Source organism: Burkholderia sp. ZZQ-2 (assembly GCF_050768715.1).
Taxonomy (GTDB): Bacteria; Pseudomonadota; Gammaproteobacteria; order Burkholderiales; family Burkholderiaceae; genus Burkholderia; species Burkholderia cepacia.
On the sequence record NZ_LDVA01000169.1, the window covers coordinates 14,756 to 40,530 of the forward strand.

The window sequence follows — 25,775 nt, forward strand, 5'->3', positions numbered from 1 at the left end:
GCCGGGCAATGCCGTTTCCCCTTACTTGTCAAACAATTTGCCCCACCTATACTTGCTCTGACATTTGCCTTTCGGCACGATGGGCCGGATCGTGCGTCGCACGATCCGTGCCGCGAAGGTTCGAACCAACGCAGCAGACCGACCGGGGACCGAATGAGTACGACCTATGCAGCCGGGGAACCGCCGCGCGTCGTCAGCGCGGCCGCGAGGCTCTACGCGAAATGCCTGCTGGTCGGATTCGCGTTGCTGCCCGCCTATCTGATCGCCTATCTGTGGTTCTTCAGCGACCCGCACGCGGTGTTCGAGAACCACGCGTTCCATGAAATCGCGATCGCGGCCGCGACCCTCGAGGGCGGGTTCGTTACCTACGTGACGTGGGTGTGCTACCGGTCGTCCGGCGAACCGTTGCTGCGCTGGCTGACACTCGGCTTTCTCGGCTTCGCGATGATCTACGCGCTGCACGGTGCGTTCACCGGGATGGCGCATCACAATATCTGGCTGTTCCTGCTGTACGGGCCCGCGTCGCGGCTCGTGATGTCGATCCTGCTGCTCACGGGCCTGCTGTCCTATGCCCGTCCGCCCGATCGCTTCGACAAGCGCACGAGCGTGCGCACGTGGCTGCCGTGGATCGTGTTCTTCGTGATCGTCAACGTCGTCGTGGCGTACATCGCGTATTCGCCGGTCGCGGGCGCGCCGGGCACGCGGCTGTCGATGGAAGGCGGCGCGCTCGTGTTCTCGCTGCTGAACGTCGCCGTGCTGCTCGCGCGGCGGATCCGCTCGCCGCTGATGGTGATCTACGGCGTGTCGATCATGGCGTTTGCGCTGTCGTCGCTGGCGTTCATTCTCGGCAAGCCGTGGAATCACATGTGGTGGCTCGCGCACGCGATTTTCGCGGGCGGCTTCTTCCTGCTCAGCTACGGTGTCGTGCAGGCGCTGCAGACGACGCGCTCGTTCTCGGCGATCTATAGCCAGGAAGACCTGATGAGCCGGCTGTCGGAATCGATGGCGCGCACCGAGAGCGCGCTGCAGGAACTGCGGCGCACGAACCAGAAGCTCGAATACATGGCCGCGACCGATCCGATGACGGGCGCGTCGAACCGCCGGCAGTTCATCGCGCAGGTCGAGCGCGAGATGGTGCGGGCCGAGCGCGATGGCACGCCGTTCTGCCTGCTCGCACTCGATCTCGACAATTTCAAGAACATCAACGATGCGTACGGGCACCAGATCGGCGACGAGGTGCTGCGCGGCGTCGTGCGTCAGTGCCTCGACGCGATCCGGCCGGCCGGCGGGCTCGCGCGGGTCGGCGGCGAGGAGTTCATGGCGCTGCTGCCCGAGATGCCGCTCGAAGGCGCGCGGATGACGGCCGAGCGCGTGCGCTCGTCGATCGCGAGCTCGCCGTTCGGGCTCGATTTCAAGCGCGTGCAGGTGACGGTCAGTGTCGGCGTCGCGCAATACGGGGTCGACGGCAGCACGGTCGACGCGTTGCTGCGCGTGGTCGACGAACGGTTGTACCAGGCGAAGCGGGAAGGGCGAAACCGCGTCGTGTCGCGGTGACGCGGGGTGGCGCGGCACGCGGGACGTTCGGCAACGCGGCCGTGCCGAAGGCGTGTCGATCGTTTCGGTTTCTGCCCAAGCCCCGGGCGAGGTAACGTACCCGGGGCTTCGGCATGCCCGGTCGGCATGCGACGGGCGATACGCAGCTAGCGCGATGCCAGGGCCGCCGCGTTTTCCGGCTGCGCGTCCTGCATCTGCCGCGACGCCTGCCACCAGTACTTGCCCGCGCGCTGCTGCGAATCGCGGATCGCGAGATACGTCGTACTCCAGAGCTGTGCCGCGTTGGCTTCGGTCGCATCGGCGCTGCGCGTGCCGAACGCGTCGGTCTGGTACTTGCCGTTCACGTAGGACCACGTCCACATCTCCGACGTCCGCATGTCGCGTCCGTTCGAGATCACCTGCCAGATCGTCTGCCGCGCCTGCGCGAGCAGCGTGCGGGTCGCGGCCGACAGGTCCTGGCGCGCGAGCTGGCGATCGAGCCCGGCCACCCACATCGCCTGCTGCCACGACCAGATCACCGTGCCGTGATACGCGGAACTCGTGAATTTCGGCCACAGTGCCTGGCTCGCATACGCAGGGTTCGCGATCAGCATGCCGGCATCGGTCACGAGCCCGGTCGGGAACGGCCGCGTGACGTCGGCGACGATCCGCTGGAGCTGGTCGTCCGGCGGTGTGCCGAACAGCAACGCGAAGCCGCCATCGGAGTTCATCACCGGAATCGGGTTGCCCTGCTGATCGAGCGACAGCGCGTAAAAGGCCAGCGGTGCGCCAGGCGCGGCACCGGCCGGCACGCCGGCGGACGGCGCATAGGCCGACACGTCGGCGGTCGCCTGCGCGGCCGGCACGCTGACCTGGAACAGTGGCGGCGCCTGCGTTTCCCATGTGGCCGCCTGGTTTGCCGTGTTGGCGAGCGTCGCGCGCTGTCCGGCATCCAGGTACGGATCGAGCAGGCCGCGCGTGAGGAACGCGTTCGCCGCGCGCAACGCGGCCGGCACGAGCACCGCGTTCACGTCGTACGGGTAGACGCCGCCGCCGAGCCCGTCGGTGCTGTCGCGCCAGTTGCCGACGATCTCGCCGGGCCGCAGGTGGATCAGGTTCGCGACCGACGGCTGCTGCGCGAACGGCTGCGCGGTGGTCGCGACGTGCAGCAGGTTGACGACCAGGCGGGCGCCGTTGGTCTGCCCGTCGCTGCCGCGCTGGGCCAGATACGCAGCCGCACGCGCCTGGCCGCGCGTATCGTCGATCAGCCACGCGGCCGCGATCGGCGCGAGCAGGTAGTCGCTGTCGATCATCTTGTAGTCGTAGGTCGGCGTCGGATCGTTCGGCTTCCCGTTCTTCTGGTTGTCGACGAGTGCGAACTCGCCGATGCCTTCCTCGTGCGCGACCTTGCCGTCGGCCGACAGCCGGCTCAGCACCGACGACAGGCCGGCCTCGATCGCCGCGGGTTCGAGCACGGGCATCAGCATGCGAACCGAGATCAGCGTGTCGCGGCCGAAGTAGGTGTCGTACTGCCACGAGCCCGCCAGCAGCTTGTCGTGGAAGCTCAGGAATTCGAGCACGTTCTGGCTCACGGGGTCGGGGTTCACCGACGGCGCGAGCAGATCGTCGCGCGTGATCGGCGACAACGGCGTCTCGCCCGACAGCGCATCGACATGCAGCCGCAGCGTGTGCGAGCCCGCCGGTGCGCTCAGGACGAGCTTGCCGCCCGCAGCCGGCACGATGCTGCCGCCGTCGCGCAACGTGATGCGCAGCGAATAGCCGGGCGCGCCGTCGATCCGGTCGCGTTGCCATTTTGCGGCGCTGCCCTGGACCGTCGGCGCGGCGAGAATCTGTTGCGGAATCGTTGCGCCGCCGTTGAAGTCGCGCAGGAAGCGCACGTTGCTGAGCACGGCCTGGCGGATCGTCAGCGTGCCGGTGTCCACCGACACGTCGGCGCCGATGCCGTACAGCGGGCGGCCGTGCGCGTCGGGTGCCGACAGCGCGGACGGCGGCGTGTCGAGGCTCCAGTTCACCGGCTGCGCGGTGTCGTCGAACCACAGCCCTGTGCCGCTGTTGCCGGCGGGGAAGACCACGAGCAGGCGCGGTTTCGTCGACGAGCGCACCAGCAGGTGCGCGGCGACCTTGTCCTGCCGGTAGAACGCGTTGATCTGGCCGCCGGCGTCCATACGGAACGACAGCGCGGCGTTGTTCGACGGCGGGCTGTTCGATTCGACGTTGTCGTCGTTGCAGGCCGCGAGCAGGCCGGCGCAGATGAATCCGAGGCACAGCGACTTCACAAGGCGATGCATGTTGATGTCCCTCCTGATGACTGGCGATTTTTTATCGGGATGGTCGAATGAACGGATCTGTTGTCCGTTTGGTACCGTGTCGCGGGCATTCGAGTGAATGCCGGGTGTTAATCAGGATGTGATGCTGTTGCGGTGAGTGAATCGAGCAGGAAATTGGCAAACAGGCGATAAATGCCGAAAGCTGAAACGGCAAGGGACGCCGCCCCGACGTGAAGCGAGAAAAGGCAAGGCGGACGGCGTTCGTACAGATGCGTGCCGGCTTGTGTGCGGCGGGAGAAAATCAATCGTAAGCCGCTGTAGGGGATTCTAAATTTTCGGAAGAATCGAAGTCAATGACGTTTTCCTGATTTCAGGCGGTTTTGCGAAAAGGCGATCGTAACTATTACTCATTGAGTCGGTAAATTATGCGATTTAATGAAGGCGGGTATTGGAATCCGGATATTCGGTGAATAAATAATCGGCAATGACGTTTCATTTTGCCGATTGCTGTCGTGCCGGAATTGAATCGTCGAGTTTGCGCGGGCGATTGCCGAGGCGCGTAGGCCTGCGCCGAAGCGGCGCGCGCGAAGCCGGGCAAGCCGCGTTCCCGCGATTCAATGGAAGGCTGCGCGATCGTTCCATCGGAGCCTTCAAGTTTGGTAGGCTTGGCGATTGCCGCCGCTTGCGCGGATCGCGCCGTCGGTGAGCGACACGGTGAAAATGCGCGTATCGTCGCCGGAAAGGCCGGACGACAGCCGATTCGATACGCGTTTTTTCCCCCGTTGCCGCGACCGCGTGCAAGCGAAGCGGGCAGACGACCGGCCGGGCATCACCCGGCCGGCCACGAAGCGGGCCGAGCCCGCATCGTGAACACCAACGAACAGGAGCAACCGAAGTGATCCGACATATCGTCATGTGGAAGTTGAAAGAATCGGCCGAAGGCGCGACGCGCGCGCAGAACGCGCTGAAGCTGAAGGAAAAGCTCGAAGGCTGCCGCGACCTCGTGCCGGGCACGCTGCAGATCGACGTCGGCGTGGCAACGCCCGGCCTCGACGCGACCGCCGACATCGTGCTCGTGTCCGATTTCGCGGACAAGGCCGCGCTCGACGCCTACCAGGTGCACCCGGTTCACCAGGAAGTGAAGAAATTCGTCGTCGCGGTGGCCGAGTCGCGCGAATGCGTCGACTACATCGTCGACAGCGCACGATGAGCGACGCGGCAACCCCGACGGACGGCCCGTCGATCGAAAGCCCGTTCGTCGACCTCCTCGGCGTGCAGCTCGTGTCCGCGAAGGACGGGGCGAGCGAGCTCGTGCTGCCGCTCGAAGAGCGGCACATGAACACGTGGAGCATCGCGCACGGCGGCGTGACGATGACGCTCGCGGACATCGCACTCGCGATGGCCGCGCGCAGCCTGACCGACGACGGTGTCGGCGTCGTGACGGTCGAGATGAAGGTGAACTTCATGCAGCCGGGACGCGGCGAGTTGCGCGCTTACGGGCGCGTGATGCATCGTTCGACGACGATGGCCTACTGCGAAGGCGAAGTGCGCGACAGCGACGGCAATTTCGTCGCGAAGGCGCTCGGCACGTTCAAGTACATGCGGCGGCTCGCGGTGGGTCGCGACATCAAGCGGCAACGCTCGCGCACGGCGCCGGACGCCCAGCCCGGCCCGAGCGACGCGTAAGCGCCGGAACGCACGGCCCTGCCGCTTTGCCGGCAGGGCCGTTTTGTTTTTCACGGCGCAGGTGTGCCGTCGAACGCGTTCACGGCAGGCCGAGAGAGGGCCGGGATTGCGCACCGCGCCTGCGCGACGAGGGCGTGGCATCATGTGACGCTTGTCCGTTCACGGCGTCGCACCGGCGCCGTCCTTATCGATGCCGCTGAATCCGAAGATCGCCCAGGTGCTCGACATGATCGAGCGCGCGAAACGTCCGTCCTACCATCACCAGACGCCGCGGCAGGCGCGCGCCGCGTACGAGAAGAGCGCGCCGATCCTCGACGTCGCACCGGCGCCGATGCATTCGGTCGAGGAGTGCGTGGTCCCGACGCGCGATGGCCGCACGATCGGCGCGCGGCTGTTCCTGCCGGTCGCGCCGAGCCTCGCGGAGCCGCTGCCTGCGCTCGTGTACTACCACGGCGGCGGTTTCACGGTCGGCAGCGTCGATACGCACGACGCGTTGTGCCGGATGTTCGCGCACGACGCGCAGTGTGCGGTGCTGTCGGTCGGCTACCGGCTCGCGCCGGAGCACCGGTTCCCGACCGCGGTGAACGACGCCGACGACGCGTTGCAATGGCTGCATCGCGAGGCCGCCACGTTCGGCATTGATGCCGAACGGCTGGCCGTCGGCGGCGACAGCGCGGGCGGCACGCTCGCGACCGTCTGCGCGGTGCTCGCACGCGATGCGGGCATTCGCCTCGCGCTGCAGATGCTGATCTATCCGGGCGTGACGGGCTACCAGGACACCGGATCGCACGCACGGCTCGCGAACGGCTACTTGCTGACGCAGGACACGATCCAGTGGTTCTTCACGCAATACGTGCGCGATCGGTCGGACCGCGACGACTGGCGTTTCGCACCGCTCGACGGCACGCGCGATGCGCCGTCGTTCGCGGGCGTCGCGCCGGCGTGGATCGCGACGGCCGAATACGATCCGCTGAGCGATGAGGGTGCCGCGTATGCAGAGAAGTTGCGTGCGGCGGGCAATGCGGTCACGCTGGTCTGCTATCCGGGGATGATCCACGAATTCTTCAAGATGGGCGGCTACATCCCCGAGGTGCGGGCCGCGCATGCCGATGTGGTCGCGGCACTGAAGGCCGCATTCGACGACGTTTGACGGCATTTGACGGCGCGCGCGCCGCGTGGAGGGCTGCGATGACGGACGGCGTGGTGGAAACGGGCGACTGGACGGTGCTGGGCGGCGACGCCGCGCGGATCCGCGACGCGGTGTTCGTGCGCGAGCAGCAGATTCCGCCGGAATGGGAGCTCGACGACGACGATCCGCTGTCGCTCCACGCGGTGGCGTACCGGGTCGATGCGGCGACCGGCGTGCGCCGCGCGGTCGCGACGGGGCGGCTGCTGCCGTCGGGCACGATCGGCCGCGTCGCGGTGCTGGCCGATGCACGCGGCCAGGGCGTCGGGTCGGCCGTATTGGACGCGCTGCTGGACGCGGCGCGGCGCCGCGGCGAAATCGTCGTGCGGCTCTATGCGCAGGATTCGGCTGTGTCGTTCTACTTGCGGCACGGCTTCACGGCGGTCGGTGAACCGTTCGTCGAAGCCGGCGTGCCGCACGTCGAGATGGCGCGGGCGCCGTAGCACGGCGCCCGCACGCGTGCTCAGCGCGGCGGGGTCGCGTCGAGGTCGAACGTGAACGCGCGCTCGAACGAACCCGGCCGCACGGTACGGTGCGAACCGTCGTCGTCGCAGCGCTCCTTGATCTCGACCGTGAGCCGCACGCCTTCCTTCATCGTGACGCGCAGCGCGGTCGTGCCGCGCGTGCCGTATTCGGGCGTCTCGATGAACGCGGCCGACAGCGCACGCTCGCGCTCGATCGGAATGCCGGTGTGCGGCAGCGCGTCGTCGGCCGCGACATGCGGGTCGCGCATCAACGCGATCAGGTCGTCGAGCGACGGGGTCGGATTGTCGGTGAGCAGCGTGCCGAGCTCCGCGCGTTTGCGCACCACTTTCGGCCAGGGCGTATCGAGCCGCGCATTCGACAGCGCATGCACGCCGGGCGCGATCGCGACGGGGGCGGCGACACCGCTTTCGCCTTCGGGCGCACGATTGCAGAACCACGCGAGTTCGCGCCGCCTCCAGTCGCCGACGAGCAGGTTGAAGCCGTTGTAGACGGCCGCATGCTCGGCCAGCCGCCCGAGATAGTCGAGCGGCGCAACGGACGGGCCGCCGAGGAAATCGGACACGAGCTTGCCGCGGGTCGGCGCGCCGGCGCGGATGTCGAACGGCGCGCGGTAGTTCGTCAGCGCGGCGAACCGGCCGTCGCGCGAGACGCCGAGCCACGTGCCGCCCGCTTCGAGATCGCGGCCGGCCAGTACGCCCGGGACATCTTCCCACCACGAAACCGGCGCGCTCGTCCGGCGAAAGAACTCGTCGCGGTTGGCGGTGAGGGTAAAGACGGGACCGGCGGCGGCATCGGGCTGCCAGTCGAAGGCAATCAGACACATCGGGCGAATCTCTCGCAGGAAACATCGGGCGCCGGCTGCGACTCGCGAGCCGGCGCGCGAACGGGTTGTCAGTGCGTCACGCTTCCGTCGGCCATGCGTACGGCAGCGCGTCGAACGCGAGCACCGGGCCGTCGGCCGAACCGAGGTGCACCGTGCCGTTGTCGAGCGCGGCGAGCTTGATCTCGACGAGCGCGTCGACGCCGCCCGCGGGCGCGGCCGCCGCGTTGACGATCATCCCGCACGGCTGGCCGGGATCGTCGCTGTGGAACAGCTCGACGCCGGCATGCACGGTATCGGTCTCGCCGGCGACGTGCGCGAGCGCCGTGCGGCGCTTGATCGTGCCGCGGTACTGGCTGCGTGCGACGATTTCCTGGCCCGGGTAGCATCCCTTGCGAAAGTTAACGGCGCCGATCACGTCGAAGTTGACCATCTGCGGCACGAACTGTTCGACGGCAGGCTGCGTGATGCGCGGTTCGCCCGCGCGGATGTCGAGCCAGTCCCATACGGCCGGCGACACGACCGGCAGCGTACCGCCGAGCGCGGCGACGCGCGCGTCGACTTCCGCACGCGGGCCGATCCACAGATAGCGCTTGCGGCCGGCTGCATCGGGCACGCGGATCAGCGTGCCGGCCGGGCCGTCGACCTTCACGTGCACGCCGTCCGGCAGCGCGTCGAAGATGCCCGACAGCACGTCGCGCACGTCGCCCGCGAAGCCGACCACCGCGAGCGTGTCGCTCGCGTCCGTCAGTTTCGCCTTCGCGCGCAGCACGAACATCGACAGCCGCTTCTGCACGGCGGGCTGCACGTCCTTCGACACCAGCAGGCGCACGCCGTGGCCGGCGCGCCACGCGAGGAACGACCCGAGGAGGCGCCCCTTCGGCGAGCAATAGCCGGACAGCCGCGCGCTCGCGGCGTCGAGATGCTCGATGTCGTTGGTGAGCTGGCTGTGCAGGAACGTCGCGGCGTCGTCGCCGGCCACGTCGATCACGCCGAACTGCGGCAGCGGCATGCAGGCGCCCGGCGCGTCGAAATCGGCGGCGGACGGGCGGGGAAAAACGGGGAGCGAGGCAGATGCGGCCTGGGCAGCCGGTGAAGCGAACGGTGTGCTCATGGAATGAGGGAACAGTCAACCCTGACTTTGACGAAGGCGAGCAAGTATTATATGGGTCTTACCTGAGTCACGTTTCCATGTCCCTACTGAAGAAATGCGCCGCGACGATCGTGGCGCTGGCCGTCGTTGTGGCCGCTGCCGGCGCGGGCGGCGGGTATTACTGGGCGACCCGGCCACTGCTGCTGGGTTCCGCATCGCTCGACGTCACGATCAAGCCGCGCAGCAGCGTGAAGAGCGTCGCGCTGCAGCTCAGGCGCGGCGGCGTGCCGGTCGAGCCGCTCGGCTTCGTCGCGATGACGCGCGTGCTCGGGCTGTCGAGCCGGCTCAAGTCCGGCAACTACGAATTCAAGACCGGCATCACGCCGTACGAGGTACTCCAGAAGATCGCGCGCGGCGACGTGAACGAATACGTCGCGACGGTCATCGAAGGCTGGACCTTCAAGCGGATGCGCGCGGAACTCGATGCGAACCCCGATCTTGCCCACTCGACGGCCGGCATGAGCGATGCCGAGCTGCTGCGCGCGATCGGCGCGCCGGACAACGCGGTGCAACGCGGCAGCGGCGAGGGGCTGTTCTTCCCCGATACCTACCTGTTCGACAAGGGCACGAGCGACCTGAACATCTATCGGCGCGCATACCATCTGATGCAGACGCGTCTCGACGAGGCCTGGGCCGCGCGCGTGCCGGGCCTGCCGTACAAGACGCCTTACGAAGCGCTGACGATCGCGTCGATCGTCGAGAAGGAAACGGGCCATGCGGCCGATCGCGCATTCGTCGCGGCCGTGTTCGCGAACCGGCTGCGCATCGGCATGCCGCTGCAGACCGATCCGTCGGTGATCTACGGGCTCGGCGACGCGTACGACGGCCGCCTGCGCAAGCGCGACCTGCTGGCCGACACTCCTTACAATACCTACACCCGACGCGGGCTGCCGCCGACGCCGATCGCGTTGCCGGGCGTCGCCGCGCTGCAGGCGGCGATCAATCCGGCCCAGACGAGCGCGCTCTATTTCGTCGCGAAAGGCGATGGCACGAGCGTGTTCTCGGACACGCTCGGCGACCACAACAAGGCCGTGGACAAGTACATACGAGGTCAATAATGGCGAGCGGTAAATTCATCACGTTCGAAGGCATCGACGGGGCGGGGAAGACCACCCACCTGCAATGGTTCTGCGAACGCCTCCAGGGCAAGCTGGCCGCGGCCGGCCGGCAGGTCGTCGTCACTCGCGAGCCGGGCGGCACGCAGCTCGGCGAGAAACTGCGCGAGATCCTGCTGAACCAGCCGATGGATCTCGAGACGGAAGCGCTGCTGATGTTCGCCGCGCGTCGCGAGCATCTCGCGCTCGTGATCGAGCCGGCGCTCGCACGCGGCGACTGGGTCGTGTCCGATCGCTTCACCGATGCGACGTTCGCGTACCAGGGCGGCGGCCGCGGGCTGCCGCGCGACAAGCTCGAGACGCTCGAGCGCTGGGTGCAGGGCGGCTTCCAGCCCGACCTGACGGTGCTGTTCGACGTCGCGCCCCAGGTCGCGAGCGAGCGGCGCGGCGCCGCGCGCATGCCCGACAAGTTCGAAAGCGAGTCCGACGCGTTCTTCGCGCGCACGCGCGGCGAATACCTGCGGCGTGCGGAAGAGGCGCCGCACCGTTTCGCGATCGTCGACGCGACGCGGACGATTCCCGAGATTCGCCAGCAGCTCGAGCGCGTGCTCGCCGCGCTGTAATTGCAAGGAACGCACCACATGATCTATCCGTGGCAGACCGACGACTGGAACCGCCTGCAGCAACTGCGTGCGCAATGGCCGCACGCGCTGCTGCTGCACGGCCAGGCCGGGATCGGCAAGCTGCAGTTCGCGCAGCATCTCGCGCAGGGCTTCCTGTGCGAATCGCCGCAGCCGAACGGCGAGCCGTGCGGCGCCTGCGCGGCCTGCACGTGGTTCTCGCAGGGCAACCATCCGGACTACCGGATCGTGCTGCCCGAGGCGCTGGCGGGCGAGGCGCCGGGCGCCGCGGACGACCCGAAAGCGGCCGACGCGGACGAAGGCGGCAAGAAGACCCGTGCGCCGAGCAAGGAAATCAAGATCGAGCAGGTGCGCGCGCTGCTCGATTTCTGCGGGGTCGGTTCGCACCGCGGCGGCGCGCGCGTCGTCGTGCTGTATCCGGCCGAGGCGCTCAACGTCGCCGCGTCGAACGCGCTGCTGAAAACGCTGGAGGAGCCGCCGTCCGGCGTCGTGTTCCTGCTCGTGTCGGCGCGTATCGACCGCCTGTTGCCGACGATCATCAGCCGCTGCCGGCAGTGGCCGATGACCGTGCCGGCGCCCGACGCGGCCGCGGCGTGGCTCGCGGCGCAGGGCGTCGAGCATGCGGATGCGCTGCTCGCCGAGGCCGGCGGCGCGCCGCTCGCCGCGCTGGCGCTCGCGAGCGACGAGAACCGCCCGCTGCGCGACTACACGCTCGGGCAGCTCGCGGCCGGTGCGGCATGCGACCCGTTCGCGTGCGGCGAGACGCTGCAGAAACTGCCGGTGCCGCTGGTGCTCGGCTGGCTGCAGCGCTGGCTGTACGACCTGCTCGCGCAGCGGATGGCGGGCGCGCCGCGCTACTTCCCGATGCATGCGGCGGCGCTCGCGCGGTGCGCGGAAGCGGTCGATGCGAACGCGTTCGCGCGTTTCATGAAGGCCGTGACGCGGCAGCGGACGGTCGAGAACCATCCGCTCAACGCGCGGCTCGTATTCGAGGAATTGTTTCTCGGGTACCGGGAAATCTTCGCGTGATCCGGCATTGTTTCCCGTGGGTTGCGAAACGATGACCGGCTCACGCCGCGACGCGACCGTGGCCGGCCGGCCCGCGAACGCCGCCCGTTGCCGCATGCCGGCGCGCGCATGAGCGCGCGCCTTACGAATTCAGGAAACACGATGTTCGTCGACTCTCACTGCCATATCAATTTCAAGGGCCTGGCCGACCGCCTGCCGGCCGTGCTCGAGAACATGCGCGAGCACGACGTCACGCACGCACTGTGCGTGTCCGTCGATTTCGAGACGCTGCCGGAGGTCCTTGCGATCGCGGACGCGCACGACAACGTCTATGCGTCAGTCGGCGTGCATCCCGATCACGAGGACGCGCGCGAGCCGACACTCGCGGAGCTCGTCGAGCTGGCCGCGCACCCGAAGGTCGTCGCGATCGGCGAAACGGGCCTCGACTACTACCGCCTCGAAGGCCGCTCGATCGCCGACATGGAGTGGCAGCGCGAACGCTTTCGCACGCACATCCGCGCGGCGACCGCGACGATGAAGCCGCTGATCATCCACACGCGCTCGTCGTCGGAGGACACGCTGCGGATCATGGCCGAGGAGCGCGCGGACGTGCCGGGCGGCGTGATGCACTGCTTCACCGAGCCGTGGCCGGTGGCCGAGCAGGCGCTCGCGCAGAACTTCCATATCTCGCTGTCGGGCATCGTCACGTTCAAGAACGCGACCGACGTGCAGGACGTCGCGCGGCGCGTGCCGCTCGACCGTCTGCTGATCGAGACCGACTCGCCGTACCTCGCGCCGGTGCCGTATCGCGGCAAGCCGAATGAACCTGCGTACGTCAGCCATGTCGGACGCTTTATCGCGTCCGAGCGCGGGATCGCCGTCGAGGCACTGGCCGACGCGACGACGCAGAACTTTTTCCGGCTGTTCAAGATCGCCCGCTAACGACGTGCGCGCAGCCGACAACCCAGGGAAGGAGCCCACAACAATGACGAAGCCGACCAACCATCTGCCGAAACGTGCACTCGTTGCCGCCGCGCTCGTCGCGAGCGGCCTGTTCGCGGCAGCCGGCGCGCATGCCGAATCGCTCGACGCGATCGTCAAGGCCGTCAAGTTCGACGACATCGCCGACATCGGCAAGCAGCTCAAGAGCGGCAAGCTCGACCCGAACACGATCGCGCCGAATGGCGACCCGCTGATCGTGATCGCCGCGCGCGAGAAGTCCGACAAGGTCGCGGCGGCGCTCGCCACGACGCCGAACGTCGACCTCGAGAAGGAAGACAAGGCTGGCGAAACCGCGCTGATGCTTGCCTCGCTGAACGGCGACCTCGGCCTTGCGAAGCTGCTGGTCGACAAGGGCGCGGAAGTCAGCAAGAAGGGCTGGGCGCCGCTGCACTACGCGGCCACCAACGGCCAGGACGCGGTCGTGAAGCTGCTGCTCGACCACGACGCGTATATCGATACCGCATCGCCGAACGGCACGACGCCGCTGATGATGGCCGCACGCGGCAACCATGCGTCGACGGTGACGCTGCTGCTCGACCAGGGAGCCGATCCGCAGGTGAAGAACCAGCTCGGCATCACCGCGCTCGAATTCGCGAAGCACTACAACGCGCCGGACGCGATCGAGATCCTGAGCAAGCGGACGACGCGCATCGGGGCGTCGACGCCGGCAGACGCGCAAAAGAGTGCAAAATAACGGTTTTCGGTGCGGCAGACGGTGCCCGCCCGGCCGGATGCCGGCCGGAGCAGGGCATCCCGGCGCCGCGCCGGCCAGGGCAGCAGGCGGTCTCGGGCCGCATTGACATAAGGAACACCATGTTGCGCGCAATGTTTTGTGCCGCGGCGTTTGCCGTGCCGTTGTCGGCGGCGGCTTTCACGGGCGCGGATCTCGACCGGCTGTGCGCGAAGACGGACGTCAAGTCGCGGGCGTCGTGCGCGGCCTACATCGAAGGCGCCGCCGACGGCGTCTACAACACCATCGATGCGATCGGCGGCACGACGGGGCCGCGGGTCGGCCAGTATTTCTGCCTGCCGCCCGACATCCGGGCGCAGCAGATGACCGACGCGGTGCGCAAGTACATCGCGGAAAATCCGAAGCTGGCCGACTACAACGCGAGCACCGCGGTGTCGCTCGGTCTCGGCAAGGCGTTTCCCTGCAGGAGCGGCAACTGATCTGACGCCGTGTCCGGGCACGCGCGTGGCCCGGACGTCGCCGACGCATCCAGGACGAGGCGTGCACGTCTCATCACCCAAGGGCGCCGATGATTTCAATCGAGGAACTGCAGCGCATCACCGATGCGCCGCTGCATTCGTGGCTCGGCACGCTGGCCGTGTCGGTCATCGTCATGCTGGTCGTCACGGTCGTGCACCGCCTCGGCGCACGCATCGTCAAGCGCCTCGCGCAGCCGTATCCGCTGATGAGCGCGATCCTGCGCTACATCGACAAGCCGTCGCTCGTCGTGCTGGCGCTGCTGGCGCTCGAGTTCGTGTGGGTCCAGGCGGACGACGGCATGTCATTCGTGCGCGGCATGCGCACCGCGGCCGCGGTCGGCTCGATCGTGTCGCTCACGTGGCTGCTGGTGCGGCTCGCGGCCGGCGTCGGCGACGCGATCATCCAGGCGCATCCGATCGATACGGCAGACAACCTCCAGGCGCGGCGCATCCATACGCAGGCCAAGGTGCTCGTGCGGACCGTGATGGTGCTGATCGTGATCATCGGCACCGGCGCCGCGCTGATGACGTTCCCGAACGTGCGCCAGGTGGGCGCGAGCCTGCTGGCGTCGGCCGGCGTCGCGGGCCTGGTCGCGGGTATCGCCGCGCGGCCGGTGCTCGGCAACCTGATCGCCGGGCTGCAGATCGCGCTCACGCAGCCGATCCGGCTCGACGACGTGGTCGTGATCCAGGGCGAGTGGGGGCGTATCGAGGAAATCACCGGTTCGTTCGTGTCGGTGCGGCTGTGGGACCAGCGGCGCCTCGTCGTGCCGCTGCAATGGATCATCGAGAACCCGTTCACGAACTGGACGCGCAGCAGCTCGGAGATCATCGGCACGGTATACCTGTCGGTCGATTACCGTACGCCGCTCGCACCGCTGCGCGAGGAGCTCGCGCGGCTCGTCCATGCGGCGCCCGAGTGGGACGGCCGCGTGCAGGTGCTGCAGGTGACCGACGCGACGGAGCGCACGATGCAGTTGCGCGCGCTCGTCAGCGCGGCCGACTCGTCGTCGTGCTGGGACCTGCGTTGCCGCGTGCGCGAAGGGTTGATCGCCTATCTGCAGGACCGCTATCCGCAATGCCTGCCGCGCAGCCGGATGGAACTGTATCCGCACGATTCCGCGCCGGATGCGCCGAATCCCGAACGGCCGCACGCGCGCGCCCCTGCCGCCAGTACGGCGGCCAACACCGCGGCCGACCCGCAGGCCGTCGAAGGCCGCTGAACGCGGCTCGCCCGCCATCGTCATGACCGTGCTGAAAACGCTTGCCATCGCCAATTACCGCTCGCTGCGCGAGCTGATCGTGCCGCTCGCGGCGCTCAACGTCGTCACGGGGCCGAACGGCAGCGGCAAGTCGAGCGTGTACCGCGCGTTGCGGCTGCTCGCCGACACCGCGCAGGGGCGCGTGATCCCGTCCCTCGCGCGCGAAGGCGGGTTGCCGTCGACGCTGTGGGCCGGCCCCGAGCGTTTCTCGCGGGCGATGCTGGACGGCGACGCGCCGGTCACCGGCACGGTGCGCAAGGGGCCCGTGAGCCTGAAGCTCGGTTTCGCCTGCGACGATTTCGGTTATTCGATCGATCTCGGCATGCCGATTCCGAGCCGCTCGCAGTTCTCGCTCGATCCGGTCGTCAAGCGCGAGTGCATCTGGGGCGGCGCGGTGCTGCGCCCGTCGACGCTGCTGGTCGACCGGCAGGGCGCGCAGATCCGCGCGCGCACCGCGACCGGCGACTGGCAGACGATTCCGCAGCCGGTGGCGAGCTTCGACAGCATGATGACCGAGTTCGCCGACCCGACCGGTGCGCCGGAAATGATCGCGGTGCGCGAACGGATCCGCTCGTGGCGCTTCTACGACCATTTCCGCACCGATGCGCAGGCACCCGCGCGGCAGTCCCACGTCGGCACCCATACGCCGGTGCTCGCGGACGACGGCGCCGATCTGGCCGCCGCGCTGCAGACGATTCGCGAAATCGGCGACGGCGCGGCACTCGATGCGGCGATCGACGACGCATTTCCGGGCGCGTCGGTCGAGATCGACAATCCGGGCGGCCGTGGCCGCTTTGACGTGCTGATGCGCCAGCCGGGGCTGCTGCGGCCGCTCGCGGCGGCCGAGCTGTCGGACGGCACGCTGCGTTACCTGCTGCTCGCGGCGGCGCTGCTGACACCGCGGCCGCCGGCGCTGATGGTGCTGAACGAACCGGAAACCAGCCTGCACCCCGATCTGCTGCCGGCGCTCGGCCGCCTGATCGCGCAGGCGGCGCAGCGTTCGCAGGTGCTGGTCGTGTCGCACGCGGCGCGGCTCATCGCGACGCTCGAGCGCGAGGCCGGCTGCGAATCGCTGGTGCTCGACAAGCAGCTCGGCGCGACGGGGCTCGTCGACGCGGACACGCGCGACCTGCCGCCATGGAAGTGGCCGTCGCGCTGACGGGCGGCGCGGCGTGCGTTCGGGGGCGTTCGGGTGCGATCGTCGCGTCCGGGGGCCATATCGGCACGGCAGGCGGAATGTATCCTGCCTGTAACAACACCCATAAAATGAAAGACGGGCGGTTCCGGGCAACGGGATCGCGAATAATGAGGAGATATCCGGCGGGCGCTGCATCGGGGCGAGCCGCGCGCGAAAGCGCAAGGGCCCGCCGGCCGTGCCGCAACGGACAGGACACAGGAGACGTGGACCATGAGAATTGCCCAGATCGCGCCGCTGACCGAATCGGTGCCGCCGAAGCTGTACGGCGGCACGGAGCGCGTCGTGTCCTACATCACCGAGGCGCTCGTCGAGCTCGGTCATGACGTGACGCTGTTCGCCAGCGGCGATTCGACGACGCGGGCGAAGCTCGAGCCGGTCTGGCCGCGTGCACTGCGGCTCGACTCGTCGATCCGCGACCGGGTCGCGCCGCACATGCTGCTGATGGAGACGGTCGCGCGCCGCGCGAAGGACTTCGACGTGCTCCATTTCCACATGGATTACTACTCGTTCTCGGTCTTCAACCGGCAGGAAACGCCTTACGTGACGACGCTGCACGGCCGGCTCGACCTGCCCGAGCAGCAGCCGGTGTTCGACACGTTCAACACGGCGCCGGTGATCTCGATTTCGAACTCGCAGCGCCAGCCGCTGCCGCAGGCGAAATGGCTGACGACCGTCTACCACGGGCTGCCCGATACGCTGTACATGCCGCAGCCCGTCGAGCCGCGCTATCTCGCGTTCCTCGGCCGCATCTCGCCGGAGAAGCGCGTCGACACGGCGATCCGCATCGCCCGTCAGTGCGGGTTGCCGATCAGGATCGCCGCGAAGGTCGATGCGGCCGACCAGGAATACTTCGAGCGCGAGATCAAGCCGCTTTTCGCGTTGCCGCACGTCGAATACATCGGCGAGATCGCCGATCACCAGAAGGCCGAATTCCTGTCGGGCGCGCATGCGCTGCTGTTTCCGATCGACTGGCCGGAGCCGTTCGGCCTCGTGATGATCGAGGCGATGTCGTGCGGCACGCCGGTGATCGCGTTCAATCGCGGCGCGGTGCCCGAAGTGGTGGACGAGGGCGTGTCGGGTTTCATCGTCGAGGATGAAATCAGCGCGGTGGCCGCCGTGAACCGGCTGCACCTGCTGCCGCGCGCGCGCGTGCGGCAGCGCTTCGAGGCGCGCTTCACGTCGCGCCGCATGGCGCAGCAGTATGTCGACGTCTACCAGTCGGTGATCCGCGCACAGAAACGCTCGCGCTTCAAGGTCATCGACTCGACGACCTGACGCGCGTCGCGCGCGGATAAAAAAACGGCGATGCCCGCGAGGACATCGCCGTTTGTGCGTGGCCCGCGCGCGGTGCGCACGGGCGGCACGCCAGCGTCAGATCTTCAGCTTCGAGACCTTCGTGCCGTTGATCGACACGTCGCCCATCAGGCCCGCGTTCGTCAGCACGACGACCTGGACCGGTGCGGTGGCCGTGGTCGTGTCGACCGCGCCGTTCGCGCCCATCTTCACGAGCGCGACCGACGCGCCGGCGCCGGCGGCCCAGCCGTCCGAGCCGCGGAATTCGTCGAGCGCTTCCTGCGTCATGAACAGGAACACGATCGCCTTCGACTGCGCACCGGCCTGCAGGCCGACCGACAGCGACGACGTGTTGTAGTAGCCGACCGTGCTGCCGCCGACGCGCAGTGCGCCGTTGCCGGACTGGCCGCCGACGATGAAGCCGGCCTGGATCACGTCCGGGAAGACAAGCACGCCGCGCGACTTCGCGACGAGTTCCCGCGAACCCTTGACCGTGGAGTACATGCGCGACAGCGTGGCGTCGACGCTCGAGTCGATTGCCTGGCGCTTCGACGCGTTGGTCGCGGCGTTGTCCGGCTTGTCCGGGGTGGTGGTGCAACCGGTGAGCGCGAGGCTACCGACGATGAGCGCAGCGGCGGCTTTCAGCACAAGATTCCGTTTTTGCATCGTTCTTCTCCATCGGATGACGTTCGGAGTGAGTCTCGCTCAGGGAGCGGATCACGTCGGCAGTTATATCACAATGGATTACACCCCCTTTTCGTCCGCGCAACAAAAAGCGTCAAATCGCGCGAGGGTGTCGCGGCGTGCCAACGGACGATCCGGCGCCCGCTCGCCGGGGGCGGGGCGGCATGCGGGCGCAGCGGTCGATCGTGCGGTGGGTGGCGCCTGCGGCGCGCATCAGTGCGTGACGGGCGGAACGGGTGGAGCCGGCGGCTTGATCGGCGGGCGGCGCAGCATGCGGCGGATCAGCGCGATCACGACGCCGCACGCGAACAGGAACGCGGCCGGCACGACCCAGTAGCCGACGAACGCATGCCACAGGTAGCCCGCGAGCGTATTGCGGCGCAGCACGTATTCGTCGCGGGCCGCCTGCTGGCGCGGCGCGTTGGCGGCGAGCACGTCGGCCGGGCAGCCGGCCGCGCGCGCCTCGTCAGGATCCCCGTGGCACTTCGCGGCGGCGCCGGCGGCCTGCTGCGCATCGGTGAGCTGCCAGGTGGTCAGCGCGAGCTGCAGGTCCGCCTTGTTGTAGGCCATTTCCTCGCGGATCTCGCGGACGGCGACGATCGCGACGGGCACGGCCCAGAACACGATCACGATCAGCCAGCGGCGGAACCAGCGGTGTTGTCTCCATGCCATCCATGCCTCCGTTTGACGCGCGTGCGCGTCCGTCTCGAGGGCGGCCCGATGGCGCTTCTTGTACTTGGATGGGCCGCGTTGCAGCCATCATAGAAGAAATCGCGGCGAATTGCCGCACCATGTGGCGGCGCCGGCACGGCGGGCCGGGAAAGCGGAGCGGGAGAGGTCGGGGCTGGGCGCGTCGATGCGCGTGCAACGAAAACAAAAATGCCGCGCCCGCCGAAGCGGTGCGCGGCATTCGATACGGGAGCGCCGGAACTCAGGCTGCCGGCTGATTGCTCAGGCAGCTCTTCATGAACGCCTTGCGGTCGTCGCCCTTCTTGCCGGTGGCCTGCGTGTTGCATGCCTTCATCTTTTCCTGCTGCGTCATCGCCTTCGCGGGCTTCGCCGACAGGCAGTCCTTCATGAACGCCTTGCGTTCATCGCCCGTCTTGCCGGCTGCCTGGGTGTTGCAGGCCTTCATCTTGTCCTGCTGGCTGTTCGCCGCGAACGCGGGGGAAGCCAGCATGCCGCCGAGAAGCACTGCGGCTACGAGCGATTGGATTTTCATTTCGACACTCCCATGGGGTGAATTGCGTTTTATCGACGCCGTCACGACGCCCCGCACGATGAGCATGGGGCCGCATCGCGCGGGGCGATCCGATTATGGCCAATCAATGTGAAAACACCAAAACGGCACTTCCTATAACGTTGCAGATACCACGTCCGTTGACGGCGCACCCGGCCGGACGATCGGGGCAAACCATGATGTGCGGCGGCCGGCCCCGGCCGCCGTGCCGGAACCTGCCGGATACCGGCCGCAAGCCTTTACAATCGCGGCCATGAATACTCCGAATCCCGCATCCCCTTCGTCCGCGGCGGCCCTGCCGCGCATCGCCGTGCTCGCCACCGGCGGCACGATTGCCGGTGCCGCGCCCGACGCGGCCAGCACGGCCGGCTACCAGGCCGGCGCGCTCGGCGTCAATTTCCTGGTCGACGCGGTGCCGGCGCTCGCGTCCGTCGCGCGCATCGACGCCGAGCAAGTCGCCAGCATCGACAGCAAGGATCTCGCGCTGCCGCTGTGGAACACGCTCGCCGCGCGGATCGACGCGCTGATGGCCGACCCGGCGGTCGACGGTATCGTGATCACCCACGGCACCGACACGCTCGAGGAAACCGCATATGCGCTGCACCTGGTCGTCAGGGGCGACAAGCCGGTCGTGCTGACGGCCGCGATGCGGCCGGCGACCGCGCTGTCGTCCGACGGCCCGCTGAACCTGCTGAATGCGGTGACGGTGGCCGCGCATCCGTCCGCGCGCGGGCAGGGCGTGCTGGTCGCGTTCAACAACCGGATCCACGGCGCGCGCGACGTGGTGAAGACGAGCACCTATGCGGTCGACGCGTTCCAGTCGCCGGAACTCGGTGCGCTCGGCTGGGTGCAGGACGGCCGGGTCGAATTCGCACGCCGCGTCACGCGTTCGCGCGACGCGCAACTGGCGATCGCGGCGACCTGGCCGCCGGTCGAGGTCGTTGCGAGCTACGCGGGCGTGACGCGCACGGCCGTCGACGCGCTCGTCGCGGCCGGCGTGCGCGGTCTCGTCGTCGCCGGCACCGGCAACGGCTCGATCCATGCGACGCTGCAGGCGGCGCTGGCCGATGCGGTGAACGCAGGCGTGGCGGTGGTGCGCGCGTCGCGCGTCGGGTCGGGGCACGTGATGCGCAACGGCGCCGCGAGCGACGATGCGCTCGGTTTCGTGAGCGCGGGCTCGCTGCACCCGTTCAAGGCGCGCGTGCTGCTGATGCTCGCGCTCGCGAACGGCATTCACGATCGCGATGCATTGCAACGCGCGTTCGATACGCTGTGATTCGATGAGGGGATGACCGACACGCGCCGATTGCACGGCGCGCGTCGCCCATGAAAAAGGCAGGCCGAGCGGCCTGCCTTTTTTGCGTCAGTGCTGCACGAATGCTCAGGACTGCGGCGGAATCACGAGCTTCTGGCCCGGGTAGATCCGGTCCGGGCTCGACAGCATTGGCTTGTTCGCCTCGAAGATCGCCGGGTACTTGTTCGCGTCGCCATATACTTCCTTGGCGATCGCCGACAGCGTGTCGCCCGGCTTCACGTCGTGGTACTGCACTTCCGGATCGTCCGGTTGCAGATCGTCGTCGTTGACGCCCGCGACGCCCTGCACGTTGCCGGCCGCGACCTTGACCTTCGCCTTCGTGTCGAGGTCGGCGACGCTGCCCGACAGTGTCACGGTGCGCGATGCGCCGTCGAACGCCACGGTCAGGTTCGACGTATCGAGACCCTGCGTGTTGATGTAGTTCTTGATGGCATCGGCCGCGGTCTGGTTTGCGGCATTCGGATCTTCCGCTGCTTGCGCGTCGGCATGACCCAGCAGTTTTTCACCCGCCTCTTTGATAAACGAAAGAAGACCCATCGTTGCACTCCTTGGGTGGTTGAAAAGAAAACGCGCCGTGAAGTGGCGAAAAAAACACCGCGCTGGGCGCGGTCACCGGAAGTGACCGCAAGCGCGGCGGTTTTCTCGAAAGGCGTGGCGAAAGTGTAGGCGTTCATCGCGACGATTGCATGAAAAATCGCACGCTCGAACGTAAAGAAATGTAATACGCGAAATCCGACAGGCGGACACCCGACGACGACGTCTGACCGACCAAGGCTTCCCCGGCGTCGCCGGGTGCCGCTGCGGACCCCACCACGCCGCTCTCAGCCCAGAGCGGCGTTTTTCGCCCCGTCCCGCATGCCGTCGGCAGTGCAGGGCGGGGCGCCCCACCGTGATGCGCGCGTGTCCCGCGCATCGATGCGACCGGCCGTGCCGGTCGCGTGTGTCATTCGCGTGTCCGTCATCGCGACGGACCGCGCGTTACTGCATCATCGGAAGCAAGCCGCGCCAGGCGGCATGCGTTCAGCCCGCCGTCTTCTCGATCTCGAAGTTCGACATGATCTCGAGCGCACGCACGAGTGCCGAGTGATCCCACGCCTTGCCGCCGTGCGCTGCGCACACGCTGAACAGCTGCTGCGCGCTCGCCGTGTGCGGCAGGGCGAGGCCGAGCTTGCGTGCGCCGTCGAGCGCGAGGTTCAGGTCCTTCTGGTGCAGCTCGATGCGGAAGCCCGGATCGAACGTGCGCTTCGTCATCCGCGCGCCGTGCACTTCGAGGATGCGCGACGCGGCGAAGCCGCCCATCAGCGCCTGGCGCACGCGCTCCGGATTCGCGCCCGAGCGTGCGGCGAACAACAGCGCTTCGCCGACGGCTTCGATGTTCAGCGCGACGATGATCTGGTTCGCGACCTTGCAGGTCTGGCCCGCGCCGTTGTCGCCGACGAGCGTGATGTTCTTGCCCATCTTCTCGAACAGCGGCTTCGCGCGCTCGAATGCCGCCTCCGGGCCGCCGACCATGATCGTCAGCGTCGCTTCGCGGGCGCCGACTTCGCCGCCGGACACCGGCGCGTCGAGGTAGTCGCAACCGAGCGCGTTGATCTGCTTCGCGAATTCCTGCGTGTCGAGCGGCGAGATCGAGCTCATGTCGATCACGAGCTTGCCGGCCGTCAGGCCCTTCGCGACGCCGTCGTCGGCGAACAGCACGTTACGCACGTCCGGCGTATCCGGCACCATCGAGATGATGATGTCCGCGTTCCGTGCGACTTCGGTCGAATTCGCGACGACCTTCGCGCTCGTGCGCAGGTCGTCGGGAATCGGGAACGCGCCGTTCACGACGAGCTGGTGGTCACCCTTGAGCAGGTTGCGCGCCATGTGCGCGCCCATGATGCCGAGGCCGATGAAACCGATGGTTGCCATGTGAAAGTCTCCTATAGGGGCGTATGCGGAAAGGGCGGATCTCAGGCGGCGCGACGCGCCGAGCCCGGTGCGCAGCCGGCGACGCTGTGCAGCCAGCCGAGGCCTTCCGTCGTGGTGGTGCGGGGCTTGTATTCGCAGCCGACGTAGCCGGCATAGCCGAGCCGGTCGAGCAGCGCGAACAGGAATGCGTAGTTGATCTCGCCCGTGCCCGGCTCGTTGCGGCCCGGGTTGTCCGCAAGCTGGACGTGGCCGATCGATGCGAGGTTGCGTTCGATCGTCGCGGCCAGTTCGCCTTCCATGCGCTGCATGTGATAGATGTCGTACTGCAGGAACAGGTTGTCCGAGCCGACCGCGCGGATCACGTCGAGCCCTTCCGACGAGCGGTTCAGCGCGAAACCCGGGATGTCGAAGCTGTTGCACGGCTCGACGAGCAGGCGGATGCCTTCGCGCTTCAGCGCGTCGGCGGCAAAGCGCAGGTTGTCGACGATCGTGACGAAAGTCTTGTCGCGCGCTGTGCTCGCCGACGGAATCCCGACGAGGCAGTTCAATTGCGGTACCTTCAGCGCCTTCGCGTACTCGATCGCACGGCCGACACCTTCCTGGAACTCGCCGACGCGATCGGGCAGGCACGCGATGCCGCGCTCGCCCTGATCCCAGTTGCCGGCGGGCAGGTTGTGCAGCACGAGGCGCAGGCGATGCGTCTCGAGCCGTTCGGCGAGTTCCTCTTTCGCGTACGGGTACGGGAACAGGAACTCGACGGCGTCGAAGCCCGCATCGGCGGCCGCCTTGAAGCGGTCGAGGAACGGCACTTCGTTGAACAGCATGGTCAGGTTTGCAGCAAACTTCGGCATGAGCTAAGCCTCTTCGGTCGGTCAGTCAAAAATGGCGTGCGGTTCAGTCGAGCATCGAGATCGCGGTCGGTGCGTGCTCGGCCTTTTCGGCGAGATCCTCGAATTCGTTGATCGCGTCGATTTCGGTACCCATCGAGATGTTCGTCACGCGTTCGAGGATCACTTCGACGACCACCGGCACGCTGAATTCTTCCGCGAGCGTTTGCGCCTGGCGCAGCGCCGGCTCGATCTCTTCCGGCTTGAACACGCGCAGCGCCTTGCAGCCGAGGCCCTCCGCGACGGCCACGTGGTCGACGCCATAGCCGTTCAGTTCCGGCGCATTCACGTTGTCGAACGCGAGCTGCACGCAGTAGTCCATGTCGAACGCACGCTGCGCCTGGCGGATCAGGCCGAGGTACGAGTTGTTCACGACGACGTGCACGTACGGCAGCTTGAATTGCGCGCCGGCTGCGAGTTCCTCGATCATGAACTGGAAGTCGTAGTCGCCGGACAGCGCGACGATCGGGCGGCTCGGGTCGGCGGCACGCACGCCGAGCGCGGCGGGGATCGTCCAGCCGAGCGGGCCCGCCTGGCCGCAGTTGATCCAGTTGCGTGCCTTGAACACGTGCAGGAACTGCGCGGCGGCGATCTGCGACAGGCCGATCGTGCTGACGTAGCAGGTATCGCGGCCGAACACCTTGTTCATCTCTTCGTACACACGCTGCGGCTTGACCGGCACGTTGTCGAAGTGCGTCTTGCGCTGCAGCGTGCGCTTGCGTGCCTGGCAGTCGGCAACCCATGCGCTGCGATCCTTCAGCTTGCCGGCGGCCTTCCATTCCTGCGCGACGGCGACGAACAGTTCCAGCGCGGCCCAGGCGTCCGACACGATGCCGAGATCCGGGCCGAACACGCGACCGATCTGCGTCGGTTCGATGTCGACGTGCACGAACTTGCGGCCCTTCGTATAGACCTCGACGCTGCCCGTGTGACGGTTCGCCCAGCGGTTGCCGATGCCGAGCACGAAGTCCGATGCGAGCAGCGTCGCGTTGCCGTAGCGGTGCGACGTCTGCAGGCCGACCATGCCGGCCATCAGCGGGTGGTCGTCCGGAATCGCGCCCCACGACATCAGCGTCGGGATCACCGGCACGCCGATTGTTTCGGCGAACTGGACGAGCAGGTCTTCCGCCGCCGCGTTGAGCACGCCGCCGCCCGACACGATCAGCGGCTTGTCCGCGTCGTTGAGCATTGCGAGCGCCTTCTCGATCTGCGCGCGGGTGGCCGCGGGCTTGTAGACCGGCAGCGGTTCATAGGTGTCGATGTCGAACTCGATTTCGGCGAGCTGCACGTCGATCGGCAGGTCGACCAGCACCGGGCCCGGGCGGCCCGAGCGCATCAGGTGGAACGCCTGCTGGAACACGCGCGGCACCAGCGCCGGTTCGCGCACGGTGACGGCCCACTTGGTGACGGGCTTTGCGATCGATTCGATGTCGACGGCCTGGAAGTCTTCCTTGTACAGGCGGGCACGCGGTGCCTGGCCCGTGATCGCGAGGATCGGGATCGAGTCGGCGGATGCGGAGTAGAGACCGGTGATCATGTCGGTGCCGGCCGGGCCCGACGTGCCGATGCACACGCCGATGTTGCCCGGGGCCGCACGCGTGAAGCCTTCGGCCATGTGCGACGCGCCTTCGACGTGGCGGGCCAGCACGTGGCTGATGCCGCCGGACTTGCGCATCGCCGAGTAGAACGGATTGATCGCCGCACCCGGCACGCCGAACGCGGTCTGGATGCCTTCCTTCTCGAGCACGAGCACAGCTGCGTCGACGGCTCTCATCTTGGCCATGAATGTCTCCTTGAATGGGGTGGATCTTGCGAATGGGTCTGTTGGGGACACTTTAGGGATGCAGGAAAGGTTTGATAAGATCCGCCGAAGTCGCTTTTTTCGAAACTAAAAGTATGGAATGACGGCCGGGCGGGG

General features: G+C 67.7%; 26 protein-coding genes. 15 read left to right on the forward strand and 11 right to left on the reverse strand.

Annotated elements, in window-relative coordinates; genetic code table 11:
* Nucleotides 1–153 precede the first annotated feature (153 nt).
* Entirely contained in the window at nt 154–1,554 is a 1,401-nt protein-coding gene (locus ABY44_RS10275) for a GGDEF domain-containing protein (protein WP_027787173.1), read from the forward strand.
* 146 nt (nt 1,555–1,700) lie between these two features.
* Here ABY44_RS10275 and ABY44_RS10280 read toward each other — a convergent pair whose 3' ends face one another.
* A complete protein-coding gene (locus tag ABY44_RS10280) occupies nt 1,701–3,842 on the reverse strand; it encodes a hypothetical protein (RefSeq protein ID WP_060174317.1) in 2,142 nt (713 codons plus the stop codon).
* Between the two features lie 629 nt (nt 3,843–4,471).
* Nucleotides 4,472–4,711, reverse strand: coding sequence for a hypothetical protein (locus ABY44_RS10285; protein WP_124544599.1), 240 nt, complete (start codon nt 4,709–4,711; stop codon nt 4,472–4,474).
* Nucleotides 4,712–4,716: 5 nt separating this feature from the next.
* Here ABY44_RS10285 and ABY44_RS10290 point away from each other — a divergent pair, with 5 nt between their 5' ends.
* From ABY44_RS10290 to ABY44_RS10305, 4 genes are all read left to right on the forward strand, one after another.
* Complete coding sequence (locus ABY44_RS10290; RefSeq protein WP_027787175.1) at nt 4,717–5,031, forward strand: Dabb family protein; 315 nt, start codon at nt 4,717–4,719, stop codon at nt 5,029–5,031.
* Nucleotides 5,028–5,507, forward strand: coding sequence for a PaaI family thioesterase (locus ABY44_RS10295; protein ID WP_011352338.1), 480 nt, complete (start codon nt 5,028–5,030; stop codon nt 5,505–5,507). The genes ABY44_RS10290 and ABY44_RS10295 overlap by 4 nt, the downstream gene beginning before the upstream one ends.
* A gap of 190 nt (nt 5,508–5,697) precedes the next feature.
* Nucleotides 5,698–6,657, forward strand: a complete 960-nt coding sequence (locus tag ABY44_RS10300) for an alpha/beta hydrolase (RefSeq protein WP_060174316.1) — start codon at nt 5,698–5,700, stop codon at nt 6,655–6,657.
* Nucleotides 6,658–6,695: 38 nt separating this feature from the next.
* Nucleotides 6,696–7,136: a GNAT family N-acetyltransferase gene (locus tag ABY44_RS10305; RefSeq protein ID WP_060084279.1), complete on the forward strand. Its 441-nt coding sequence runs from the start codon at nt 6,696–6,698 to the stop codon at nt 7,134–7,136.
* 20 nt (nt 7,137–7,156) lie between these two features.
* Here the strand turns inward: ABY44_RS10305 and ABY44_RS10310 are convergent, their stop codons facing one another.
* A complete protein-coding gene (locus ABY44_RS10310; protein ID WP_060084278.1) occupies nt 7,157–8,002 on the reverse strand; it encodes an NRDE family protein in 846 nt (281 codons plus the stop codon).
* Between the two features lie 76 nt (nt 8,003–8,078).
* The gene (locus ABY44_RS10315) at nt 8,079–9,113 is read right to left on the reverse strand and encodes a YgfZ/GcvT domain-containing protein (protein ID WP_060084277.1); all 1,035 of its coding nucleotides are present in this window, start codon (nt 9,111–9,113) and stop codon (nt 8,079–8,081) included.
* 77 nt (nt 9,114–9,190) lie between these two features.
* On the opposite strand from ABY44_RS10315, the gene mltG reads away from it, so the two are divergent.
* From mltG to ABY44_RS10360, 9 genes are all read left to right on the forward strand, one after another.
* Complete coding sequence (gene mltG, locus ABY44_RS10320; protein ID WP_431641168.1) at nt 9,191–10,210, forward strand: endolytic transglycosylase MltG; 1,020 nt, start codon at nt 9,191–9,193, stop codon at nt 10,208–10,210.
* On the forward strand, nt 10,210–10,830 hold the full coding sequence (gene tmk / locus ABY44_RS10325) for a dTMP kinase (protein ID WP_027787179.1): 621 nt from the start codon (nt 10,210–10,212) through the stop codon (nt 10,828–10,830). Before mltG ends, tmk begins: the two co-directional genes overlap by 1 nt.
* Before the next feature lie 18 nt (nt 10,831–10,848).
* Nucleotides 10,849–11,877, forward strand: coding sequence for a DNA polymerase III subunit delta' (locus tag ABY44_RS10330; RefSeq protein WP_021162646.1), 1,029 nt, complete (start codon nt 10,849–10,851; stop codon nt 11,875–11,877).
* A 141-nt stretch (nt 11,878–12,018) separates the two neighbouring features.
* Nucleotides 12,019–12,798 (forward strand): TatD family hydrolase, encoded by a 780-nt coding sequence (locus ABY44_RS10335; RefSeq protein ID WP_059687384.1) that lies wholly within the window; start codon nt 12,019–12,021, stop codon nt 12,796–12,798.
* 43 nt (nt 12,799–12,841) lie between these two features.
* Nucleotides 12,842–13,552: an ankyrin repeat domain-containing protein gene (locus ABY44_RS10340; RefSeq protein ID WP_027787182.1), complete on the forward strand. Its 711-nt coding sequence runs from the start codon at nt 12,842–12,844 to the stop codon at nt 13,550–13,552.
* A gap of 119 nt (nt 13,553–13,671) precedes the next feature.
* On the forward strand, nt 13,672–14,028 hold the full coding sequence (locus ABY44_RS10345; RefSeq protein WP_006485939.1) for a Rap1a/Tai family immunity protein: 357 nt from the start codon (nt 13,672–13,674) through the stop codon (nt 14,026–14,028).
* 89 nt (nt 14,029–14,117) lie between these two features.
* On the forward strand, nt 14,118–15,290 hold the full coding sequence (locus ABY44_RS10350) for a mechanosensitive ion channel family protein (RefSeq protein WP_060174314.1): 1,173 nt from the start codon (nt 14,118–14,120) through the stop codon (nt 15,288–15,290).
* A 22-nt stretch (nt 15,291–15,312) separates the two neighbouring features.
* Nucleotides 15,313–16,488, forward strand: coding sequence for an AAA family ATPase (locus tag ABY44_RS10355; RefSeq protein WP_060174313.1), 1,176 nt, complete (start codon nt 15,313–15,315; stop codon nt 16,486–16,488).
* A gap of 249 nt (nt 16,489–16,737) precedes the next feature.
* Nucleotides 16,738–17,802 (forward strand): glycosyltransferase family 4 protein, encoded by a 1,065-nt coding sequence (locus ABY44_RS10360; protein WP_021162641.1) that lies wholly within the window; start codon nt 16,738–16,740, stop codon nt 17,800–17,802.
* 96 nt (nt 17,803–17,898) lie between these two features.
* Here the strand turns inward: ABY44_RS10360 and ABY44_RS10365 are convergent, their stop codons facing one another.
* The 3 genes from ABY44_RS10365 to ABY44_RS10375 all read right to left on the reverse strand — a co-directional run bounded on the left by ABY44_RS10365 (nt 17,899) and on the right by ABY44_RS10375 (nt 19,726).
* Entirely contained in the window at nt 17,899–18,486 is a 588-nt protein-coding gene (locus ABY44_RS10365; RefSeq protein WP_011352325.1) for a BPSL1445 family SYLF domain-containing lipoprotein, read from the reverse strand.
* Nucleotides 18,487–18,717: 231 nt separating this feature from the next.
* Entirely contained in the window at nt 18,718–19,176 is a 459-nt protein-coding gene (locus ABY44_RS10370) for a hypothetical protein (protein WP_060174312.1), read from the reverse strand.
* 259 nt (nt 19,177–19,435) lie between these two features.
* Complete coding sequence (locus ABY44_RS10375; protein ID WP_011549641.1) at nt 19,436–19,726, reverse strand: PsiF family protein; 291 nt, start codon at nt 19,724–19,726, stop codon at nt 19,436–19,438.
* A gap of 271 nt (nt 19,727–19,997) precedes the next feature.
* On the opposite strand from ABY44_RS10375, the gene ABY44_RS10380 reads away from it, so the two are divergent.
* Complete coding sequence (locus ABY44_RS10380; RefSeq protein ID WP_060084273.1) at nt 19,998–21,020, forward strand: asparaginase; 1,023 nt, start codon at nt 19,998–20,000, stop codon at nt 21,018–21,020.
* A gap of 105 nt (nt 21,021–21,125) precedes the next feature.
* On the opposite strand, the gene lysM is transcribed toward ABY44_RS10380, so the two are convergent.
* The 4 genes from lysM to gcl form a co-directional block, all read right to left on the reverse strand.
* Nucleotides 21,126–21,596: a peptidoglycan-binding protein LysM gene (gene lysM, locus ABY44_RS10385; RefSeq protein WP_021162125.1), complete on the reverse strand. Its 471-nt coding sequence runs from the start codon at nt 21,594–21,596 to the stop codon at nt 21,126–21,128.
* Between the two features lie 483 nt (nt 21,597–22,079).
* Entirely contained in the window at nt 22,080–22,985 is a 906-nt protein-coding gene (locus tag ABY44_RS10390; protein ID WP_431641179.1) for a 2-hydroxy-3-oxopropionate reductase, read from the reverse strand.
* A gap of 26 nt (nt 22,986–23,011) precedes the next feature.
* Nucleotides 23,012–23,821, reverse strand: a complete 810-nt coding sequence (gene hyi, locus ABY44_RS10395; RefSeq protein ID WP_021162122.1) for a hydroxypyruvate isomerase — start codon at nt 23,819–23,821, stop codon at nt 23,012–23,014.
* A gap of 43 nt (nt 23,822–23,864) precedes the next feature.
* Nucleotides 23,865–25,640 carry a glyoxylate carboligase gene (gene gcl, locus ABY44_RS10400; RefSeq protein ID WP_060174311.1) on the reverse strand — a complete coding sequence of 592 codons (1,776 nt, stop codon included), beginning with the start codon at nt 25,638–25,640 and terminating at the stop codon, nt 23,865–23,867.
* Nucleotides 25,641–25,775: the final 135 nt, after the last annotated feature.

What these genes read in the sequence shown, in the direction of transcription:
- ABY44_RS10360 (WP_021162641.1), top strand. Translation starts at nt 16,738, where the DNA reads ATGAGAATTGCCCAGATCGCGCCGCTGACCGAATCGGTGCCGCCGAAG.
- gcl (WP_060174311.1), bottom strand. Translation starts at nt 25,640, where the DNA reads ATGGCCAAGATGAGAGCCGTCGACGCAGCTGTGCTCGTGCTCGAGAAG.
- ABY44_RS10355 (WP_060174313.1), top strand. Translation starts at nt 15,313, where the DNA reads ATGACCGTGCTGAAAACGCTTGCCATCGCCAATTACCGCTCGCTGCGC.
- ABY44_RS10300 (WP_060174316.1), top strand. Translation starts at nt 5,698, where the DNA reads ATGCCGCTGAATCCGAAGATCGCCCAGGTGCTCGACATGATCGAGCGC.
- ABY44_RS10345 (WP_006485939.1), top strand. Translation starts at nt 13,672, where the DNA reads ATGTTGCGCGCAATGTTTTGTGCCGCGGCGTTTGCCGTGCCGTTGTCG.
- lysM (WP_021162125.1), bottom strand. Translation starts at nt 21,596, where the DNA reads ATGGGTCTTCTTTCGTTTATCAAAGAGGCGGGTGAAAAACTGCTGGGT.
- ABY44_RS10280 (WP_060174317.1), bottom strand. Translation starts at nt 3,842, where the DNA reads ATGCATCGCCTTGTGAAGTCGCTGTGCCTCGGATTCATCTGCGCCGGC.
- ABY44_RS10315 (WP_060084277.1), bottom strand. Translation starts at nt 9,113, where the DNA reads ATGAGCACACCGTTCGCTTCACCGGCTGCCCAGGCCGCATCTGCCTCG.
- ABY44_RS10375 (WP_011549641.1), bottom strand. Translation starts at nt 19,726, where the DNA reads ATGAAAATCCAATCGCTCGTAGCCGCAGTGCTTCTCGGCGGCATGCTG.
- ABY44_RS10350 (WP_060174314.1), top strand. Translation starts at nt 14,118, where the DNA reads ATGATTTCAATCGAGGAACTGCAGCGCATCACCGATGCGCCGCTGCAT.
- ABY44_RS10305 (WP_060084279.1), top strand. Translation starts at nt 6,696, where the DNA reads ATGACGGACGGCGTGGTGGAAACGGGCGACTGGACGGTGCTGGGCGGC.
- ABY44_RS10275 (WP_027787173.1), top strand. Translation starts at nt 154, where the DNA reads ATGAGTACGACCTATGCAGCCGGGGAACCGCCGCGCGTCGTCAGCGCG.
- ABY44_RS10335 (WP_059687384.1), top strand. Translation starts at nt 12,019, where the DNA reads ATGTTCGTCGACTCTCACTGCCATATCAATTTCAAGGGCCTGGCCGAC.
- mltG (WP_431641168.1), top strand. Translation starts at nt 9,191, where the DNA reads ATGTCCCTACTGAAGAAATGCGCCGCGACGATCGTGGCGCTGGCCGTC.
- ABY44_RS10380 (WP_060084273.1), top strand. Translation starts at nt 19,998, where the DNA reads ATGAATACTCCGAATCCCGCATCCCCTTCGTCCGCGGCGGCCCTGCCG.
- ABY44_RS10310 (WP_060084278.1), bottom strand. Translation starts at nt 8,002, where the DNA reads ATGTGTCTGATTGCCTTCGACTGGCAGCCCGATGCCGCCGCCGGTCCC.
- hyi (WP_021162122.1), bottom strand. Translation starts at nt 23,821, where the DNA reads ATGCCGAAGTTTGCTGCAAACCTGACCATGCTGTTCAACGAAGTGCCG.
- ABY44_RS10295 (WP_011352338.1), top strand. Translation starts at nt 5,028, where the DNA reads ATGAGCGACGCGGCAACCCCGACGGACGGCCCGTCGATCGAAAGCCCG.
- ABY44_RS10365 (WP_011352325.1), bottom strand. Translation starts at nt 18,486, where the DNA reads ATGCAAAAACGGAATCTTGTGCTGAAAGCCGCCGCTGCGCTCATCGTC.
- tmk (WP_027787179.1), top strand. Translation starts at nt 10,210, where the DNA reads ATGGCGAGCGGTAAATTCATCACGTTCGAAGGCATCGACGGGGCGGGG.
- ABY44_RS10370 (WP_060174312.1), bottom strand. Translation starts at nt 19,176, where the DNA reads ATGGCATGGAGACAACACCGCTGGTTCCGCCGCTGGCTGATCGTGATC.
- ABY44_RS10340 (WP_027787182.1), top strand. Translation starts at nt 12,842, where the DNA reads ATGACGAAGCCGACCAACCATCTGCCGAAACGTGCACTCGTTGCCGCC.
- ABY44_RS10330 (WP_021162646.1), top strand. Translation starts at nt 10,849, where the DNA reads ATGATCTATCCGTGGCAGACCGACGACTGGAACCGCCTGCAGCAACTG.